The sequence below is a fragment of the Saccharopolyspora sp. genome (assembly GCF_017434145.1).
Classification (GTDB): domain Bacteria; phylum Actinomycetota; class Actinomycetes; order Mycobacteriales; family Pseudonocardiaceae; genus Saccharopolyspora_C; species Saccharopolyspora_C galaxeae.
Genome location: NZ_JAFRFW010000173.1, coordinates 1 through 15621, shown reverse-complemented (window position 1 = coordinate 15621; position 15621 = coordinate 1). Strand labels below are relative to the sequence as shown.

The 15621-nt window shown below is 70.9% G+C and carries 15 protein-coding genes and 1 pseudogene; 8 read left to right on the top strand and 8 right to left on the bottom strand.

Annotated elements, in window-relative coordinates:
* Positions 1-185, bottom strand: a pseudogene (locus IJH84_RS04945) (hypothetical protein); the annotation flags it as partial.
* Positions 186-195: 10 nt separating this feature from the next.
* Positions 196-747 carry a hypothetical protein gene (locus tag IJH84_RS04940; protein WP_295140792.1) on the bottom strand — a complete coding sequence of 184 codons (552 nt, stop codon included), beginning with the start codon at positions 745-747 and terminating at the stop codon, positions 196-198.
* A 312-nt stretch (positions 748-1059) separates the two neighbouring features.
* On the opposite strand from IJH84_RS04940, the gene IJH84_RS04935 reads away from it, so the two are divergent.
* Positions 1060-1914 carry a 3-hydroxybutyryl-CoA dehydrogenase gene (locus IJH84_RS04935; RefSeq protein ID WP_295140789.1) on the top strand — a complete coding sequence of 285 codons (855 nt, stop codon included), beginning with the start codon at positions 1060-1062 and terminating at the stop codon, positions 1912-1914.
* A 9-nt stretch (positions 1915-1923) separates the two neighbouring features.
* Here the strand turns inward: IJH84_RS04935 and IJH84_RS04930 are convergent, their stop codons facing one another.
* Together IJH84_RS04930 and IJH84_RS04925 are read right to left on the bottom strand one after the other, a co-directional pair.
* Entirely contained in the window at positions 1924-2745 is an 822-nt protein-coding gene (locus IJH84_RS04930; RefSeq protein WP_295140786.1) for an alpha/beta hydrolase, read from the bottom strand.
* A gap of 29 nt (positions 2746-2774) precedes the next feature.
* Complete coding sequence (locus tag IJH84_RS04925) at positions 2775-3809, bottom strand: alcohol dehydrogenase family protein (RefSeq protein ID WP_295140783.1); 1035 nt, start codon at positions 3807-3809, stop codon at positions 2775-2777.
* Between the two features lie 90 nt (positions 3810-3899).
* On the opposite strand from IJH84_RS04925, the gene IJH84_RS04920 reads away from it, so the two are divergent.
* Positions 3900-4463, top strand: a complete 564-nt coding sequence (locus tag IJH84_RS04920) for a TetR/AcrR family transcriptional regulator (RefSeq protein ID WP_200071345.1) — start codon at positions 3900-3902, stop codon at positions 4461-4463.
* Here IJH84_RS04920 and IJH84_RS04915 read toward each other — a convergent pair whose 3' ends face one another.
* Complete coding sequence (locus IJH84_RS04915) at positions 4464-5210, bottom strand: GntR family transcriptional regulator (protein ID WP_295140780.1); 747 nt, start codon at positions 5208-5210, stop codon at positions 4464-4466.
* Positions 5211-5503: 293 nt separating this feature from the next.
* Here IJH84_RS04915 and IJH84_RS04910 point away from each other — a divergent pair, with 293 nt between their 5' ends.
* Complete coding sequence (locus IJH84_RS04910) at positions 5504-6697, top strand: CaiB/BaiF CoA-transferase family protein (protein WP_200071347.1); 1194 nt, start codon at positions 5504-5506, stop codon at positions 6695-6697.
* A complete protein-coding gene (locus IJH84_RS04905) occupies positions 6694-7878 on the top strand; it encodes an acyl-CoA dehydrogenase family protein (RefSeq protein ID WP_295140775.1) in 1185 nt (394 codons plus the stop codon). Before IJH84_RS04910 ends, IJH84_RS04905 begins: the two co-directional genes overlap by 4 nt.
* Positions 7879-8185: 307 nt before the next feature.
* Here the strand turns inward: IJH84_RS04905 and IJH84_RS04900 are convergent, their stop codons facing one another.
* Complete coding sequence (locus tag IJH84_RS04900; RefSeq protein WP_200071349.1) at positions 8186-8944, bottom strand: SDR family oxidoreductase; 759 nt, start codon at positions 8942-8944, stop codon at positions 8186-8188.
* 238 nt (positions 8945-9182) lie between these two features.
* Positions 9183-10637: an amidase gene (locus tag IJH84_RS04895; RefSeq protein ID WP_295140766.1), complete on the bottom strand. Its 1455-nt coding sequence runs from the start codon at positions 10635-10637 to the stop codon at positions 9183-9185.
* 170 nt (positions 10638-10807) lie between these two features.
* Here IJH84_RS04895 and IJH84_RS04890 point away from each other — a divergent pair, with 170 nt between their 5' ends.
* A complete protein-coding gene (locus IJH84_RS04890) occupies positions 10808-11992 on the top strand; it encodes an MFS transporter (protein WP_295140761.1) in 1185 nt (394 codons plus the stop codon).
* A 151-nt stretch (positions 11993-12143) separates the two neighbouring features.
* Here IJH84_RS04890 and IJH84_RS04885 read toward each other — a convergent pair whose 3' ends face one another.
* Positions 12144-12959 (bottom strand): SAM-dependent methyltransferase, encoded by an 816-nt coding sequence (locus IJH84_RS04885; protein WP_295140759.1) that lies wholly within the window; start codon positions 12957-12959, stop codon positions 12144-12146.
* A 203-nt stretch (positions 12960-13162) separates the two neighbouring features.
* Here IJH84_RS04885 and IJH84_RS04880 point away from each other — a divergent pair, with 203 nt between their 5' ends.
* From IJH84_RS04880 to IJH84_RS04870, 3 genes are all read left to right on the top strand, one after another.
* On the top strand, positions 13163-14245 hold the full coding sequence (locus tag IJH84_RS04880) for an S-(hydroxymethyl)mycothiol dehydrogenase (RefSeq protein ID WP_295140755.1): 1083 nt from the start codon (positions 13163-13165) through the stop codon (positions 14243-14245).
* Positions 14245-14874 carry an MBL fold metallo-hydrolase gene (locus IJH84_RS04875; RefSeq protein WP_200071354.1) on the top strand — a complete coding sequence of 210 codons (630 nt, stop codon included), beginning with the start codon at positions 14245-14247 and terminating at the stop codon, positions 14872-14874. Before IJH84_RS04880 ends, IJH84_RS04875 begins: the two co-directional genes overlap by 1 nt.
* 33 nt (positions 14875-14907) lie before the next feature.
* A partial coding sequence (locus tag IJH84_RS04870; RefSeq protein ID WP_295140747.1) for a histidine kinase occupies positions 14908-15621 on the top strand: 714 nt, incomplete at its 3' end.

The window sequence follows — 15621 nt, the reverse complement described above, 5'->3', positions numbered from 1 at the left end:
GCTTCTTTTAGTTTGCTTAAACCTTCATTGGCAAAATTCATTTTTCTTTTACCTTCCATTGTAAAAGGTTTAGTAACTACAGCAATAGTTAATGCACCACTATCACGTGCAATTTTTGCAACTACCGCCGCGCGCTGCGCCTGCGCAGCATCCAGCGCGAACGCGCCCGCCCGCCTTCGCTCCACACCAGGAACCTCATGAGCTTTTCCGGCCCTTGCCGCGCTTGCCGTCCTGCCGGGGCCGTTCGAGGGGTTCGGTCGGGCTCCGGTCGTCGGGCGAACCCGGCAACTGATCCGCGCGCAGCGCCTTGAACCCTTGCAAGACCCCGAGAATCGCCTCGGCCACGTGCGGACGATCCTGCTCCGGGAATTGCCCGGTGAGCTGGCGCAGCGCCACCTCCTCGACCCCCTGCCTGCGGAATTGCCCGGCCAGCCGCCACTGCGCCAGCAGGTCCCGCGAGATCGCCGGATCGAAGAAGTCCAGGCCCACGCCGAAGAACTCGGCGAACGCGACCACCTCGGTCAGCCGCGGCACCGCGCGGCCGGTGCGCAGGTGCCACATGTGCGTGCCGGACATCCGCACGCCGCGCTCGGTCAGCAGCGTGGCCATCCGCTCGCTGCCGTAGGGCTTGCCGGTTTCCGGATCGGGTTGCGCCTCCAGCAGCTCGGTCAGCCGCTCGGCGAACACGTGCACGCTGATCGCGCTTCCCGAAGCGGGGCTGGCGGAGAAGTCGGGCGCGGGCTCCACGGACACGACTCTAAGGCGTGGCGATCTCCGGGACACCGCCGATGCCGTGAAAGATGTCCACACATGTGGCCGCGAGACGTAGATCCGTCCACGTTCGTTGCTGTAGTGTGGCTCGCTCCAGGGGGTCAGTGGCGGGGGGCTCCGGGAGGCAGGAAGCCGGGCCGTGCAAGCAGCGGTCCGGCTTCTTCGAGCTCCCACCTGACCGCACCGGCGTGGCCTACCGCACCCCTTACCGACCGGTAACCGTTCGTTTTGACATCATCCGGGCTGTCGTTCGGCAGCGGCCGAGTCGCGGACGGAAGGATCGGTGTGGTGACGAAGATCGAACGCGTGGGCGTGGTGGGCTCCGGCCTAATGGGAGCCGGCATCGCCGAGGTCAACGCCCGCTCCGGGCTCGACGTGCTGGTCTCCGAGGTCAGCGAGGAAGCCGTCGAAGCCGGCAGGCAGCGCATCACCGGCTCGCTGGAGCGCGCCGTGCAGCGCGGCAAGCTCGCCGAAGCCGACCGGGACGCCGCGCTAGGGCGGCTGCGGTTCACCACCTCGCTGGCCGACTTCGCCGACCGGCAGCTGGTCGTCGAGGCCATCGCGGAGAACGAGCAGCTCAAGACCAGCGTGTTCGCCGAACTGGACCGGGTCACCGGCGCGGACGCGATCCTGGCCTCGAACACCTCCTCCATCCCGATCGCCAAGCTCGCGGGCGCCACCGGCAGGCCCGAGCAGGTGCTCGGCGTGCACTTCTTCAACCCGGTGCCGGTGATGAAGCTGGTCGAGCTGGTGCCCTCGCTGGCGACCTCGGAGCAGACCGTGCAGCGAGCTTCCGATTTCGCCACCGGACAGCTCGGCAAGCAGGCCATCCGCGCCAAGGACCGGGCCGGGTTCGTGGTCAACGCGCTGCTGGTGCCGTACCTGCTGTCCGCGGTGCGGATGTACGAGAGCGGCGTGGCCTCCGCCGAGGACATCGACAACGGCATGGTCCTGGGCTGCTCGCACCCGATGGGGCCGCTGACGCTGTCGGACATGATCGGGCTGGACACCATGAAGTCCGTCGCCGACTCGATGTACGAGGAGTTCAAGGAGCCGCTGTACGCCGCGCCGCCGCTGCTGCAGCGGATGGTCGACGCCGGGCACTACGGCAAGAAGTCCGGCCGCGGCTTCTACACGTACTGAGGAATCCTCTCAAGATTCCCCGAGCAGGCTCCGGATCTCCGCGGCGACCCGGCCGGGCGCTTCCTCGGGAAGGAAGTGCCCGGCCGCCGGGATCACGGCCAGCTCGGCGCCCGGGATCGTGCGGGCGAGCCATTCGCCGAGTTCCACCGGTTGCCAGCGGTCCTGCTCGCCCCACAGCACCCGCGTGGGCATCGTGAGTTCCGGCAGGCGCGCGGCGATCTCCCGAGTGGGCCGCGAGTCGTAGTGGCGCACTTGGTGCTCGAAGAACGACATGCGACCCAGCGGACCTCGATGCGGTTCCAAGTAGGCGTCGAGCACCGGCTCCGCCATCGGCGTCGCGACCGCCGACTGCAACTGCCGCGTGAGGATCTGCTCGAAGTCCTGCTGCGGCAGCCGCGCGTGGTCGTCGCCGTGCTCTTCGATGATCCGCCGCCAGGTCGGTGACGGCCACGAGTCCCGGCACACGCTGTCGATCAGCATCAGCCGCCGCACCCGTTGCGGGTGCTCGACGGCGAAAAGCTGCGCGATCGCGCCGCCGATGTCGTGCGCGACCAGCGTGCACCGCTCGATCCCGAGGTGATCGAGCAGCCCGTGCAGCAGCGGGACCTGCTCGACCACCGACGTCGCCCGGCCCACCGGACGTTCCGAGCGGCCGTAGCCGAGCAGGTCGTGCGCGAGAACCCCGTGCCCGTCGGCTTCCGGTTCCGGGATCACGTTGCGCCACAAGAAGGTGTGCGACGGGGTGCCGTGCAGCAGCACGACCGTTTCTCCCGTCGTGCCCGGCGAGTGGTGGTAGGCGAGCCGGGCGCCGTCGATGACCGCGTTGTCCATGGGTGCGTCGCTCCTGGCGCTCAGGTGGTTCACGCCGCGCCCGGGAGCACGACGAGCTTGCCGAAGAAGTCCTTGGCCTTGAAGTCCTGCTGCGCTTCGCGGAGCCGGTGCAGCGGATAGGTCCCGGCCAGCAGCGGGCGCAGCTCACCGGCGGCGATGTGCCGCACCACGCGGGCGAAATCCTCGTGCGTGCCGAACGAGGAACCGACCAGCTCGACCTGCCGCAGGTAGATCGTGCGCAGATCGGTTTCGACCAGCGGCCCGGCGATCCCGCCGGCGACGACGTAGCGGCCCAACGGCGCCAAAGACCGCAGCAGCGGGGAAAACGCCGGACCGGCCACGACATCGGCGACGACGTCGACCGGGCCGGTGCGCTCGAGTTCCACCGCCAGATCCGCCCGGTCCAGGACGGCTTCGGCACCCAGCTTCGCGGCGCGCTCGGCCTTCGCTGCCGTCGTGACCGCGACGACCCGCGCGCCCCGCAGCGCACCGAGCTGGATCAACGCCGAACCGACTCCGCCCGAGGCGCCGGTGACCAGCACCGTCTCCCCGGCGCGCACGCGGGCTCGCTCCAGCATCCGCATTGCGGTGGCGTAGGCGGTCGGGAACGTGGCGAGCTCCGCGTCGCCGAGTTCGCTGTCGATCGGGTGCGCGTTGCCCGCGGGCACGGTCACGAGCTCGGCGAAACCGCCGTCGCGCTCGCTGCCCAGGTATTCGGTGTCGACCAGTTCCCGCTCGCCGCCGGTGTAGAGCATCGGGTCGACCAGCACGCGCTCGCCGATCCGTTCTTCGCCGACGCCTGGGCCCACGCGGTCGATCCGGCCCGCGACGTCCGCGCCTTGCACGCGGGGGAATTCGAGCGGTTCGCGGCGCCAGCCCGCGGTCGCCGACGGGTCGTCGGACGAGCCGTACGCGCCTTCCCGCGTCCACACGTCGGTGTTGTTGATGCCCGTCGCGCCGACGCGGATCCGCACCTCGTGCGCGGAGGGTTCGGGTTCCGGCAGGTCCTCGCGGTAGTCGAGCCGTTCCGGCCCGCCGAACCCGGTCAACTGCACTGCTCGCATCGCTTCTCCTAGGTATACCGACCGGTGTGGTTACTACTGAAGACGCGCGCGGCGGATTTGTCAACACACCGGTCGGTATAGAATGGGCTCATGACTCGCGAACGGCTCACACCCGCCGGGCGGCGGATCCTCGACGTGGCCGCCGAGCTGTTCTACCGGCAGGGCATCCACGCGGTCGGCGTCGAGGGCATCGCCGCCGAAGCCGGGGTCACGAAGAAGACGCTGTACGCCTGCTTCGGCTCCAAGGACAACCTCGTCACCGCATACCTCGAGCAGCGCGACGAGCGCTGGCGCGAGTGGGTGCTGCGGTGGCTCGACGAGCACGGTGGATCGGCCGCGGAGCAAGTGCTCGGCACGTTCGACGCGCTGGCCGAGTGGATCGATCGCGGGGACTTCCGCGGCTGCGGCTTCGTCAACGCGCTGGCCGAGATCCCCGACGCCGAGCACCCGGCGCGCGCGATCATCACCGCGCAGCAGGAATGGGTGCGGGAGCACTTCGCGCGGCTCGCCGAAGCCGCGGATGCGCCCGACCCGGCCGACTTCGCCAAGACCGCGCTGCTGCTCTACGAAGGCGTCACCGTCTCCGCCTCGATGGATGTGCCGGACGCGGCGCGGCAGGCGCGGAAGGCGGCCGAGGTACTGCTGAAGACTTGATCAGGTGATCGTCTCGCGCAGCGAATCGATGGCGTGGCTGCGGTGGGTGCTCAGCTCGGCGATCAGCTTCTCGGCGTCGCCTTCCGCGGCCGCGCGGACGATCGCCGAATGCTCGTCGCGCACGCGCGCGCGGTTGGCCGTCGCGTTGTAGTAGACCGCGCGATAGGCGTCCGTGGCGTCCCACAGCGTCCGCACCATCCGCATCAGCCGCGGCATTCCGGCGGGCTCCAGCAAGGCGAAGTGGAACCTGCGGTTCGCCGCGATCATGCCCACCAGGTCCCCGTCCTCGGCGGCCGATTCGACGTCCTCGGCGGCATCGGTGATCCGGGCCAGGTCGGCCTCGGTGAACGCGGTGGCCGCGATCCCGGCCGCCTCCGACTCCAGCAGTTCCCGGATCCGGTAGACCTCCACCAGGTCGTCCAGCGACAGCTCCGCCACCGCGTAGCCGCGGTGCGGGCGGTAGACGACCTGTCCCTCGGCTTCCAGGGTCTTCAGCGCCTCCCGCAGCGGCACCCGGCTGACGCCGAGGTCGTGCGCGATGCCGTCCTGCCGGATCGGGCGGCCCGGCGGCAGCGACCCGGAGGTGATCGCGCGGCGCAGCGCGTCGAGCACGAAGGCCTGCGTGGTCGGCGGCCGGGTGCCCTGGTCCGGCCAGCGCAGGTCGGCGCGGGGAGCTGCGGTGCGGGCATCTGCGGCGCGCGCCCGGTCCTGCGGCGCCTCGTCGGGGTGGTCGCGATCTGCGGGCATCGGGCTCCTGCCGGGTCTTCGGGCGTGGCGTCGTGCTCGGCGGACGTGACGCCGATCATCGCGCGGACGACCGCCCCGGATCGACGATCACCCGGACGAGATCTTGTTGACGACTGCGGCGCTGACTGTATATTGGATCCAATCTCGGTGGAACGCAACACGCTGGCACGGAGCCGAATGCTCGCAAGTGGCGGCGGCCGGTCGGTGCAGGCGGTTGGCGGGACGTGCGTGCTCGTCGCGCGGTCCGGCGGTGCGTTCCCGCAGGCGGTCGAAGAACCGGAAGGTGGTCAGCGATGGGTCGGGCGCTGCCGATGGACGGCGTGGTCGTGGCGGACTTCAGCCGGGTGCTGGCCGGTCCCTACGCGACCATGCTGCTGGCCGACCTCGGCGCGACCGTGATCAAGGTCGAGCGGCCCGGCGCCGGGGACGACACTCGCGGCTGGGGTCCACCGTGGACGGAGCGCAGCTCGTCCTACTTCGAGTCGGTCAACCGCGGCAAGCGCAGCATCGCGCTGGACTTCGCCGACGAGCAGGACCGGGCCACCGCCCGCGAACTCGTCCGCCGCGCGGACGTGCTGGTGGAGAACTTCCGGCCGGGCGTGCTGGACAAGGCCGGGCTGGACTACGACGCCGCGCAGCAGCTCAACCCAGGGCTGATCTACGCGTCGGTGTCCGGCTTCGGTTCCGGTCCCGGCGCGGACCTGCCCGGCTACGACTTCGTGGTGCAGGCGGTCGGCGGGCTGATGAGCGTCACCGGCGGCCAGGAAGGCCCACCGACGAAGGTGGGGGTCGCCGTGGTGGACGTGCTCACCGGCAAGGACCTCGCGTTCGGGATCATGGCCGCGCTGCGGCAGCGGGACGCCACCGGGCAGGGCCAGCACGTCGAGGTCAACCTGCTCTCCAGCCTGCTGTCCTCGCTGGTGAACCAGGTCAGCGGGCTGCTGACCACCGGCATCCCGCCGGAGCGGATGGGCAACCGGCACCCGAGCATCGCCCCGTACGAGACGCTGCGCTGCGAGGACGCGCTGCTGGCCGTCGCGGTCGGCAACGACGACCAGTTCCGCAGGCTCACCGAAGCGCTGGGCCTGGTCGGCTTGGCCGACGACCCGGCCTTCGCGACCAACGCAGCGCGCGTGGCCAACCGCGACTCCCTGGTGGAACGGCTGGAGAACGTGCTCGGCGCGCGGCCGGCCGCGGACTGGCAGGACCGGCTGCACCGGGTGGGCATCGCCTGCGGCCAGGTCAACGACCTCGGCGGTGCGCTGCAGTACGCCGAGTCGCTCGGGCTGGCACCCACGGCCGATCCTGGTGACGGGGGAGTGGCGCAGGTGCGCACCCCGATCGAGTTCTCCGAGTCCGGCGTCGTGCCGCCGGTAGCGCCCCCGCACTTGGGCGAGCACACCGACGAGGTGCGTTCCTGGCTGGCAGGCGAGACCGCCGCGCCGGCGCCGTTGTTCGACGATCCGTCCCGAGGAGGCCGCCGATGAGCGCCAAACCCGACTTCGACCCCCGCGACCCCCTCGGCATCGACGCCGAGCTCAGCACCGAGCAGCTCGCGCTGCGCGACAGCGTCCGGGCGCTGTGCCGGGACCTGGTGGTGCCGCACGTCGGCGACTGGTTCGAGCGCGGCGAGTTCCCGCAGGCCCGGGAACTGGCTCGCGAACTCGGCAAGCTCGGCGTCCTCGGGATGCACCTGGAGGGCTACGGCTGCGCGGGCGCGTCCGCGGTGGACTACGGGGTGGCCTGCGAAGAGCTGGAGGCCGTCGACTCCGGACTGCGTTCGCTGGTGTCGGTGCAGGGATCGCTGGCGATGTTCGCGATCTGGCGCTGGGGCTCGGAGGAGCAAAAGCAGCAGTGGCTGCCGCGGATGGCGGCGGGCGAGGCGATCGGCTGCTTCGGGCTCACCGAACCGGACCACGGCTCGGACCCGGCGTCGATGCGCACCCGCGCGCGCAAGGACGGCGGAGACTGGGTGCTCGACGGGCGCAAGATGTGGATCACCAACGGCAGCGTCGCCGATGTCGCCGTGGTCTGGGCGCAGACCGATGACGGCGTGCGCGGTTTCGTGGTGCCCACCGACGTGCCCGGATTCTCCGCGCCGGAGATCAAGAAGAAGGCATCCCTGCGCGCTTCGGTGACCAGCGAACTCGTGCTGGACGGGGTGCGGTTGCCCGCGGAGGCCGCCCTGCCCGGGGCCGTGGGGCTGCGCGGTCCGCTGAGCTGCCTGAACGAGGCCCGCTACGGGATCGTGTGGGGCGCGACCGGGGCGGCCCGCGACTGCCTGGGGACCGCGCTGGACTACGCGCGCACCCGCGAGCAGTTCGACCGGCCCATCGCCGGCTTCCAGCTCACCCAGGGCAAACTCGCCGACATGGCGGTGCGGGTGAACAACGCCCGGCTGCTGGCGCTGCACCTGGGCAAGCGCAAGGACGCCGGGACGCTGCTTCCGCAGCAGGTCAGCTTCGGCAAGCTGGACAACGTGCGCGGCGCGCTGGAGGTCGCCCGCACGGCGCGGACCATCCTCGGCGCCAACGGGATCTCGCTGGAGTACCCGATCATGCGGCACATGACGAACCTGGAGTCGGTGATGACTTACGAAGGCACCAGCGAGATGCACGCGCTGACCATCGGCCAGGCGCTGACCGGCAGCAACGCCTTCCGCGGCTAGGAGGGCCCGCCGGTGGTCAAGCTGGTTCGGCCCCGGCGAGCGCGCCGACGCCGCCCAGGAAACAGCCGTCAACAGCGGACCACCGTCCGCGCGTTGGCGCTGGACCGATCGGGGATGCCGCGGGCGGACGCCGCTCGACCTGGCCGCGACGTCCACAAAGGACACGCGTCCGGGTGCCGGCTTGCAGCGGCGTCGGCTCAGGAAGAGGTCCCGGAACGGGACGGCATCCGAGGCCGACCAGGGGACCGGGATCAGCGGCCGGTCGTGACCGGCCGCTCGCGGTCCCCTCGCCGCGCACCCGCGCCGATCACCAGACGGTGAAACCGCCGTCGGCGACGATGTTGCTGCCGGTCACGAAGCTGCTCGCCTCCGAGGCCAGGAACACCGCCACCGGCCCGAGCTCGTGCGGCTCACCGACCCGGCCCAGCGGGGTCTGCGCCACCCAGCTGTTGAACCACTCCGGCTGCGTGGTCTGCACCCCGCGCAGCAGCTCGGTGCCGGTGTAGCCGGGCGAGATCGAGTTGACCCGCACGCCGCGGCCGCCCCACTCACCGGCCAGCGACTTCGTCAGCATGATCACGCCGGACTTGGAGGAGTTGTAGGAGACCTGCGGCTGCGGGTGGTTCGAGATCAGCCCGGACATCGACGCGATGTTCACGATCGATCCGGAACCCTGGGCGAGCATCTGCTTGCCGACCTCGCGGCAGCAGTAGAACACCGCGTCCAGGTTCAGCCCGACGACCTTGCGCCACGACTCGTCGCTCATGTCCTCGGCGGGCTCGTTGCGCACCATGCCCGCGTTGTGCACCGAGACGTCCAGGTGCCCGTGCTCGGCGACGATCTTCGCCACCGCGTCGGCGACCTGCGCGGAGTCGGTCACGTCCACCTGCAGGAACTCACCGCCGATCTGCTCGGCCGCGGCCTTGCCGGTCTCCGGGTTGATCTCCCCGAGCACCACGTGCGCACCCGACGAGCGCAGCGCCTTGGCGATCTCCAGCCCGATGCCCTGCCCGGCACCGGTCACCAGCGCCACCTTGTCCTGCAGGGAGAAAACCTCGGTACCCACTTGCCACCTTCCCTGAAACGCCACGTTGCTGATGCAGCCTCGCACATCCTGCACACCGGGTTGCGCGGCTGTGCACACCGGCCCCGGGCCGTTCGCCTGCCGCGAATGCCGCTCGTGCGAGCATGACCAGCGAGGCCGCGGGACCGCGAGGCCGGTCAGCGAGTGCGTCGCAGGGCACCGTGAGGCGCGGGCAACGGCGGAATCCGGGGAATCCACTCGACATCCGGCCGCGACGCGGTCAGGTCAGGGCCGGTGGCAGGGCTGCGTGCACCCAATCGCTGGCCTGCTCGTAGGCGTGCCCGAGCCGCAGCAGCTCCCACTCGGCGTGGCCGCGGCCGATGAGCTGCACCCCGGTCGGCAACCCGGCGCCGTTGAACCCGGCGGGCAGGTTCAGCACCGGATGGCCGGACAAGGTCCACGGCGCGGCCGTCTCCATCCAGCGGTGGTAGGTGTCCATCGGGCGGCCGCCGACCTCCTCCGGCCAGCGCATCCCGACATCGAACGGGAAGACCTGCGTGCTCGGCGCGAGCAGGAAGTCGTAGCGGGCGAACAGGTCCGAAACCACGGCCCGCCAGGCGTCGCGGCCTTCCAGCGCGGCGGTGATGTCCGGTACCCCGAGCTTGCCGTGACCTTCCGCCTCGTAGACGGCTTCGGGCTTCATCCGCGAGCGGGTGGCCGGGTCCGCGTACAGCTCGCGCAGCTTCTCGCCGACCATCCAGTGCCGCCACAGCAGGAACGTCTCCCACGCCCGCGCCACCGGGAGCCCGCCCGGAACCGGCTCGACCTCGCAGCCCAGCGACCGGAACAGCTCCACCGCGGAACCGCACACGTCCAGCACACCCGGCTCGGTCGGCAGGTAGCCGTCGAAGTCGCCGATCCAGCCGATCCGGACGCCCGCCGGGTCGTTGCGCAACTGCCCGGTGAACTCCGCGGGGTCGCGGTCCAGGCTCAGCGGCGCCCGCTCGTCCGGACCAGCCATTGTGGACAGCAGCATCGCCAGGTCGCGCACCGTGCGCGCCATCGGCCCGGGCACCGACGGATCGGCCACGAAACCCGGCGAGGGCACCCGGCCGAAACCGGGCCGCAGCCCGAGCACGTTGCAGAACGCCGCCGGATTGCGCAGCGAACCCATGAAGTCGCTGCCGTCTGCCACCGGCAGCATCCGCATCGCCAGCGCCGCAGCGGCCCCTCCGCTGCTGCCGCCCGCCGTGCGGGTCTGGTCGTAGGGGTTGGTCGTGGTGCCGAAGACCTCGTTGAACGTGTGCGAGCCGAGTCCGAACTCGGGCACGTTCGTCTTGCCGACGACGATCGCGCCCGCTTCCTTCATCCGGCGCACGTGCGTCGCGTCCTCGGTCGCCGGTGCGGTGCGCTGGAAGCCCTGCGTGGTGGGGAATCCGGCCGCGTCGGCGAGGTCCTTCACCGCGATCGGGAAGCCGTGCATCCAGCCGACGGGCTCGCCGCGGTCGAGCGCGGCGTCGCGCTCGCGGGCCTGGGCGAGCACGTCTTCCTCGTCCGCCCGGGACACGATCGCGTTGACCAGCGGGTCGAACCGGTCGATGTGGCGCAGGAAGGCTTCGGCGACCTCGACGCAGGAGATCTCCCGCCGCCGGATCGACCAGGACAGTTCCACCGCGTCGAGCAGCACCGGCTCTTCGAGGCCCGGCGATGGGATTCCGCTGAACTCTGCTGCCACCCGAACTCCCCACGCCGCTGTGCCGATCACCGACCGTGTCCCGCTGCGCCCCTGCGCGTCAAGGCCGTGCGCACCTGCATTCGAGTGCGGTCAGCGAGGCCTGCGTCACGTTAGCGTTGCTAACCGATTGCTCGGTTCACACGCTGGTGGCCGGATTCGAGGAGGCGCGGATGTCCGCAGCGGTGATCAACAACCGGCGATCGCTCCAACGCCGCCCCGGCGCGGTACGCGTGCTGAGCGCGGTCGCCGCGGTGGTGACCGTCGGGGTCTTCCCGGTGTTCCTGGTCGGCGGGCTCGGCGTGCAGCTGCAGCGGGAGCTGGATTTCGGCGCAGCGCTGCTCGGCGTGGCCACCGCCGGGTTCTTCGGCGTCGCCGCGCTGGCGTCGCGTTCGATGGGCTGGGTGGTGGAGCGCATCGGCTCCCGGCTGGCGATGCGGCTGGGCGCGGCGGGCAGCGCCGCCTGCCTGTTCGGGATGGCCGCCGTGCAGCACTCGGGCTGGCTCGTCGCGCTGCTGTGGATCGCCGGGTTGCCCAACTCGCTCGCGCAGCCCGCGGCGAACCTGCTGGTCACCCAAGGTGTTCCGGCTGCCAGGCGCGGCATGGGCTTCGGCGTGAAGCAGTCCTCCATCCCGGTCGCCACGCTGCTGGCGGGCGCGGCGGTACCGGCGATCGCGCTCACCATCGGCTGGCGCTGGGTGTTCGTGTTCGGCGGGCTGCTCGGGCTGCTGGCCGCGTTCGCGGTGCCTGCGCTGGCGGAGGCGGAGCGCTCGTCGCGGGCGTCTTCGGCTGAATCGTCCGGCGATTCGAAGTTCGTGCCGCTGCTGTTGCTGGCCATCGCAGGAGGGCTGGGGTCGGCGGCGGCCAACGCGCTCGGCTCGTTCGTCACCACCACCGCCGTCGAAGTCGGGTTCAGCCCGTCCGCGGCGGGGCTGGTGCTGTCGTTGGGTTCCGCGGCCGGTCTGACGATCCGGCTGGCGGCCGGGGTGGTCGCGGATCGCTGGAACCCGAACCTGCTGCGGCTGATCACGGCGATGCTGCTGGTCGGCTCGGTCGGTTACGTACTGATGGGGGCGGGTTCGGCCGAGCTGTTCCTGCTCGGGGTGTCGGTCGGCTTCGGTGCCGGGTGGGCGTGGCCTGGGCTGCTGAACTTCGCCGTCGCCCGCATCGCGCCGGACCGGGTGGCGAGCGCGACCTCGTTCACCCAGACCGGGATCTACCTGGGCGGCAGCGCCGGGCCGCTGCTGTTCGGCTTCTTCGCCGAGCACGCTGGTCTCGGCGCCGCCTGGCTGGCGGCCGGAACCGCCGCGGTCGTCGCCGGTGTCCTGCTGCTGTTCATCCGCACTCCCCGCTCCTGACCCACCGGAGGCGCCGGCGATCGAGCGGCCCGCGCACGCACGGCCATCCGGACGGCCGACACGCCGACGCGTCACCCGATCCGCGTAATCTCGTTCGGAGTGCGAAGGGGCTTTCGCCCCGTCCGATGGGGCCGACAGGTCCTTCACTCGGCTACTCGTGCCGAGCCGGTTTGCGTGCGACACCACCGTGCAGGATGCGGTAGTGGGGGTGCGCGGGCGCTCCCGGATCCGGACGCCAATCGCTCACGCAGCAGGTGCCCGGCCCGAGCCGGTCGAACCCGCCGAAGCACTCGTCGATCCACTCCGGCGACCGGTCCACCAGCGGATCCGCCGTGTCCGCGTAGAAATTCGCCAGCAAGTGCATCGGAGCGGGCTGCTCGCCCCCGGTGACGTGCGAGATCACCAGCGCGCTGCCCGGCGGCACCGCCCGCTGGTAGGTGCGCACCAAGCCGTGCGGGTCGTCGCCGTCGTCCAGGAAGTGCAGCACCGCCGACATCAGCACCCCCACCGGCTGAGCGAGGTCGAGCAGCGCGGCGGTTTCCGGCGCGTTCAGCACGGACCCGGGTTCGCGGAGGTCCGCGCGGATGATCTCCGCCCACGGTTCGGCGGCCAGCAGCGGTTTGCTGTGCGCGACGGTCAGCGGCTCGTTGTCCACGTACAGCACCCGGAACCGGCCGGTGCGCCTGCGCGCGACCTCGTGCACGTGCCCGATCGTCGGAATGCCCGAACCCAGATCCAGGAACTGCCGCACCCCGCGGGCCAGCAGGTACTCCACGGCACGCCGCAGGAACGCCCGGTTGTCCCGGAAAACCCCGGTCACCCCGGGCAGCGCCAGCTCGAGCCGTTCGGCGAACCGCCGCTCGACGCCGAAGTTGTGCGAGCCGCCGAGGAAGGCGTCGTAGATCCGCGCCGCGCAGGGCCGGTCGATGTCCATCTCCCTGGACAGCAGGCGCTGCGCTTCGGTCATGGTGTGCTCCTCGTTCGATCGCCGGCACCGTACAGTAGCCACGTGGTGACGAACTGTGTCGAACCGTCCGCCCCCAGGCGCGTCCGCTGTTCGACCGAACCGCAGTCGCGACGGCACCGGCTACGTCCGATCGGGCGGTATGGTCGCGACGCCAGATGTCGATATGCGCATGTGGGCGAAATCCGATAGCCAGGAGGTGTTCGTTGAGCGAAGTCCGTGCCGTGGTGGCGACCGGCAAGGGAGCCCCCGTCGAGGTCGTCGACATCCGGGTCCCGGACCCGGGCCCGGGCGAGGCCGTGGTGGCCGTGCAGGCGTGCGGGGTCTGCCACACCGACCTGCACTACCGGGAAGGCGGCATCAGCGACGACTACCCGTTCCTGCTCGGCCACGAGGCCGCAGGTGTCGTGGAGTCGGTCGGCGATGGCGTCCAGGATCTTGAGCCGGGCGATTTCGTGGTGCTGAACTGGCGCGCCGTCTGCGGCGTGTGCCGGGCGTGCAAGCGCGGACGTCCGCAGTACTGCTTCGACACGCACAACGCCGCGCAGCCGATGACGCTGACCGACGGCACCCCGTTGGAACCGGCGCTGGGCATCGGCGCCTTCGCGGAGAAGACGCTGGTCCACTCGGGACAGTGCACGAAGGTCGACCCGTCCGCGCGGCCCGCGGTGGCCGGGCTGCTGGGCTGCGGCGTGATGGCCGGCATCGGCGCCGCGGTCAACACCGGGCACGCCGGTCCCGGCGACACGGTGGCCGTGATCGGCTGCGGCGGTGTCGGCGACGGCTCGGTGGCCGGCGCGAACATGGCCGGTGCGCGGCGGATCATCGCCGTGGACAAGGACCCGAAGAAGCTGGACTGGGCCAAGCAGTTCGGTGCCACGCACACCGTCAACGCCGGTGAGCAGGACACCGTCGAGGCGATCCGGGAACTCACCGACGGATTCGGCGCCGACCTGGTGGTCGACGCGGTCGGCGTGCCGGAGACCTACAAGCAGGCGTTCTACGCGCGCGATCTCGCGGGCACCGTGGTGCTCGTCGGCGTGCCCACGCCGGAGATGCGGCTCGAGCTGCCGCTGCTGGACGTGTTCGCGCGCGGCGGTTCGCTGAAGTCCGCCTGGTACGGCGACTGCCTGCCCAGCCGGGACTTCCCGATGCTGGTGGAGCTCTACCAGCAGGGCAGGCTGCCGCTGGAGAAGTTCGTGACCGAACAGATCGCGCTGGACCAGGTGGAGTCCGCGTTCAGCAAGATGCACGCCGGTGACGTGCTGCGTTCGGTGGTGGTGTTCTGATGGCCGCGCGCATCGACCACACCACGACTTCCGGCACGTTCTCGCTGGACGGCCAGACCTTCGATGTGGACAACAACGCCTGGGTGGTCGGCGACGACGCCGAGTGCGTCGTGATCGACGTGCCGCACGACCCGGCCGCGGTCCAGGAGCTGATCGCCGGGCGGAAGGTGCTGGCGATCCTGGCCACGCACGCCCACGACGACCACGTGCGCAAGGCCCCGGAACTGGCCGAGGCGGTCGGCGCGCCGATCTTCCTGCACCCGGACGACCTGGTGCTGTGGCGGCTGACCCACCCGGACCGGGAGCCGGAGCGCAAGCTCGCCGACCGGCAGGTGGTCGGGGTCGCGGGCACCGGCCTGCAAGTGCTGCACACCCCGGGGCACGCGCCCGGCTCGGTGTGCTTGTACTCGGCCGACCTCGGCGCGGTGTTCACCGGGGACACGTTGTTCGCCGGTGGTCCCGGGGCGACCGGGCGGTCCTACTCGGACTTCGCGGTGCTCACCGAGTCGATCCGGGACCGGTTGCTGACCCTTCCGGAGGTCACCAGGGTGCTGCCCGGCCACGGCGAGACCACGACCGTTGGTGAGGTTTTGCCGCATTTCGACGATTGGGTCGCGCGAGGCTACTGATTCCCGGGCGGGTACGTGCGCATACTGCTGCCCGTGTCGACTTCGCCGATACCGACGTGGCTGACCGAGCGGGCGTACCTGCTCGACTCCGCGATGGTCGTGCTGTTCATCGCCATGCACGTGCTGGTGCTCAGCGTCGACCCGCCGCCGCCCGGCACGCCGTGGTGGTCGCTGATGCTGGTCAGCGTGCCCGCGTTCGGGCTGCTGCTGGTGCGCAGGCGGTGGCCGTGGGTGCCGTTGCTGGGCTGTCTGGCCGCTGCGACGACGCTGACGATCGCCTGGGTTCCGGAGGATCCGCTGAACTTCGCGATCCTGGTCGGCGTCTACTCGGTGTGCCAGCGCAGCGGGGTGGCCGGCGCGGTCGTGGCGACCGTGCTGGCCATGCTGTGGCCGGTGGTCTACTCGCTGGGCGAACCGCCGCTGTCGGCGGTGGTGAGCACGCTGATGGCCTCGGTGGACCTGTTCATGGTCGTGGGGCTGGCGTACGCGGTGCGGCTCGGGCGCCGCCGCGCGGCTCAGCTGGAGAGCACGGTCGCGCTGCTGGACCAGGCGCGGGAGCAGCTCGCCGCGGAGGCCGTGGCCGGTGAGCGCGCCCGCATCGCCCGCGAGTTCCACGACATCGTCTCGCACAACCTGTCGGTGGTGGCCTTGCGCGCCGGAGTGGCTCGTGCGCTGGTGGATCGCGATCCGGGCCATGCCGAGGAGACGTTGCGGGAACTGGAGCACACCTCGCGAACCGCGCTGGGT

Excerpts from the sequence above, each read along its gene's own strand:
- IJH84_RS04910 (WP_200071347.1), top strand. The coding sequence starts at position 5,504 with ATGGGTCGGGCGCTGCCGATGGACGGCGTGGTCGTGGCGGACTTCAGC.
- IJH84_RS04920 (WP_200071345.1), top strand. The coding sequence starts at position 3,900 with ATGACTCGCGAACGGCTCACACCCGCCGGGCGGCGGATCCTCGACGTG.
- IJH84_RS04890 (WP_295140761.1), top strand. The coding sequence starts at position 10,808 with ATGTCCGCAGCGGTGATCAACAACCGGCGATCGCTCCAACGCCGCCCC.
- IJH84_RS04885 (WP_295140759.1), bottom strand. The coding sequence starts at position 12,959 with ATGACCGAAGCGCAGCGCCTGCTGTCCAGGGAGATGGACATCGACCGG.
- IJH84_RS04905 (WP_295140775.1), top strand. The coding sequence starts at position 6,694 with ATGAGCGCCAAACCCGACTTCGACCCCCGCGACCCCCTCGGCATCGAC.
- IJH84_RS04925 (WP_295140783.1), bottom strand. The coding sequence starts at position 3,809 with ATGCGAGCAGTGCAGTTGACCGGGTTCGGCGGGCCGGAACGGCTCGAC.
- IJH84_RS04915 (WP_295140780.1), bottom strand. The coding sequence starts at position 5,210 with ATGCCCGCAGATCGCGACCACCCCGACGAGGCGCCGCAGGACCGGGCG.
- IJH84_RS04875 (WP_200071354.1), top strand. The coding sequence starts at position 14,245 with ATGGCCGCGCGCATCGACCACACCACGACTTCCGGCACGTTCTCGCTG.
- IJH84_RS04930 (WP_295140786.1), bottom strand. The coding sequence starts at position 2,745 with ATGGACAACGCGGTCATCGACGGCGCCCGGCTCGCCTACCACCACTCG.